Below are 2,457 nucleotides of genomic sequence, written 5' to 3' on the forward strand. Positions count from 1 at the left end.
TATTTTATAGAATAGGTGCTAGGGAATAGGGAACAATTAATAATTAATAATTAATAATTAATAACTAGACAGTGCAAAGTTCTTGAAATAACTATTCCTAGCTAAGGCTTTCAGCGCTCTAAAGGTTAAAAACTCTTTATTCAGAGCTGTAAGTACTGTAAGGTTTTACAGTAATACTTTCAGCCTTCAATGCAAATTTTTCTTGGGAAGAACTTTGTACTCTCCAGACTAATAATCACCTTTCCTTTAAAACGGATAGGATTTACTAATCATAAAAATTTTTCTTTATTATCCTCTTATTATCCCCTTAAAAGGCTATCCATTACCCACATCTTCCTTAACATAAAACTTGACAAAATAGACGAGTTATGTGTAAGTCTTGGATCGGCTTTTTCGGGATAAACAATGTATGGAAAAATACATTTATTTTGACAACTTCAGTAGTTTTACTTAGCTACTATGATTTTTTCCCCTTTCTCCCCTGCTCCCTGCTCCCCTTCTCCCCACAAGGGTTTCAAGACTTATGGGTAAAGGATAGCTTAAAAGAGGAGGCTTTACACCACAAATTTTCGGTAAAAGGGTTTTAGGATTGAAAAATGTCCCCGCCCAATTCTTGTACTGCTATATAACTGATTTTATAGAGGTCGGAACTGACCTCGCATCCCGATGTATTGTGATTAAAATAACGTTTACTTGAAAAAAGTGGGCTGGACTAACCATTTAAAGACAAATAAGCGTTTTGGTTAGATTTGTGGTTAGTCCTACTTCAATTTAACTCTGGGCAAAATAATTTTGGTTTGCGGAATTGGGAAAAACCGATCGCCCAAAACATTAGAGTACGACTACAAGTAACAGCAGTAAACATACTAATAGCTACACCAATTCCCAAGGTTAGAGCAAAACCTTTTACCAAACCAGTTCCTAACCAGAATAGTGCTATGCAAGCAATCAAGGTTGTGACATTACCATCTAAAATGCTGGAAAAAGCCCGATAAAAGCCAGACTCTACAGAACGATATAAAGTTTTACCAGCTCGTAACTCTTCCCTTGTCCGTTCAAAAATCAAAACATTAGCATCAACTGCCATACCAATACTCAGAATAAAACCAGCAATTCCTGGCAATGTTAAAGTCACTCCCAAGATGGCAAAACTAGCAATGGTAAACAGAGCATAAATAACTAAAGCTACATCAGCAATTATCCCAGGAAGTCGATAATAAACGACCATAAATATTAATACCAGAATTAGGCCACCAGCTCCAGCATAAACACTACGCTGAATACTATCTCGCCCTAGAGTAGCCCCAACAGTTCGATTTTCCACAATTTCTACTGAAACAGGCAGTGCCCCACCCCGCAGTTGTACTGCCAATTCATTTGCTTGTTGGGCTGTAAATCTACCTTGAATTACCGCATTACCACCAGTAATACCTGTTTCTGCAAATTCTACGCCAACAGTAGGGGCACTTAAAAGTTGGTCATCTAAGAAAATACCGATACTACGTCCAGTTCCTGCTAAATTTTTGGTAAGTTCTGCAAACTTCTGCCCTCCTTCAGAGGTAAAGCGCAAGGCCACATTCCAGTTATTAGACCCAGGAGCTTCCGGTTCTGCTAAAGCATCTCTCAGATCTTGGCCTTTAATTGTGGGTTCTTTGAATAGTCCAGTGATCGCTTGATTTGTTTTTTCTAGAGATTCTAAATTTTTAGCTATAGCCTCTGGATCTTCAATATTTTTCAGTAATTCTTGCTCTACTAAACGTTGTCTTTGTAGTTGATATTCTATTGCTAACTGTTGCTCAGTACCCTGTAGTTGTTCGCGGAAGTCCAGTTGAGCTGTCCCTCCTAAAACCCTTTCTGCTTGTTCAGGGTCGTTTACTCCTGGTAGTTGGACAAGAATTTGGTCTTGTCCTAAAGATTGAACTACTGATTCTGATACACCTAGAGCATTGACTCGATTTTCTACAATTTTTAGTACTCCTTCCATGACTCGTTCGTCGATAGTGGGAACTTCTTCAGAGGTTTGTAGTTGAATAGTAAGTTGTGACCCACCTCGAAGGTCTAGTCCCAGTCGAATTGGAATTTGATTCAATACTGTTACTGATGCTATTACTAGAACCAGAATTAAGGCTATATATGAATTTTGTCTGCGCATGATTTGACTAGTTGAAATCAGTATTTTGATAACTTAGGACTTAGGCAAAAAAACTACTTGTGGTGAGCAAAAACTATAACGTTATAGTTATAGATACATAGTCTATATATCTCAAAAATGCGTAAGTCTTGTAAATATTATTTTATTTTTTTATCTAATGGGTAAAACACCGCCACTTAGTTTTATGGCCAAGTTCTGTGCTTGTTCGGCCGTCAATCTAACTGGAATTACGGCCTGTTCGCTCATAATGCCTGTTTCTGCAAATTTAACAGCAACAGTTGGGGCGATCAATAATTGGTTATTTA

At 37.7% G+C, this 2,457-nt stretch carries 1 protein-coding gene; it reads right to left on the reverse strand.

All coding sequences use genetic code 11. The annotated features are described in order from the left end of the window. Window positions 1-766: 766 nt before the first annotated feature. A complete protein-coding gene (secD, locus tag F6K13_RS28310; protein ID WP_124145684.1) occupies window positions 767-2,152 on the reverse strand; it encodes a protein translocase subunit SecD in 1,386 nt (461 codons plus the stop codon). Between the last annotated feature and the right edge of the window lie 305 nt (window positions 2,153-2,457).

Origin of the sequence: Okeania sp. SIO2B9 (assembly GCF_010672505.1) — a bacterium.
GTDB lineage: Bacteria > Cyanobacteriota > Cyanobacteriia > Cyanobacteriales > Microcoleaceae > Okeania > Okeania hirsuta.

Bases quoted from the DNA above. Each gene is read 5' to 3' on its own strand.
- secD (WP_124145684.1), bottom strand. From the start codon at position 2,152: ATGCGCAGACAAAATTCATATATAGCCTTAATTCTGGTTCTAGTAATA.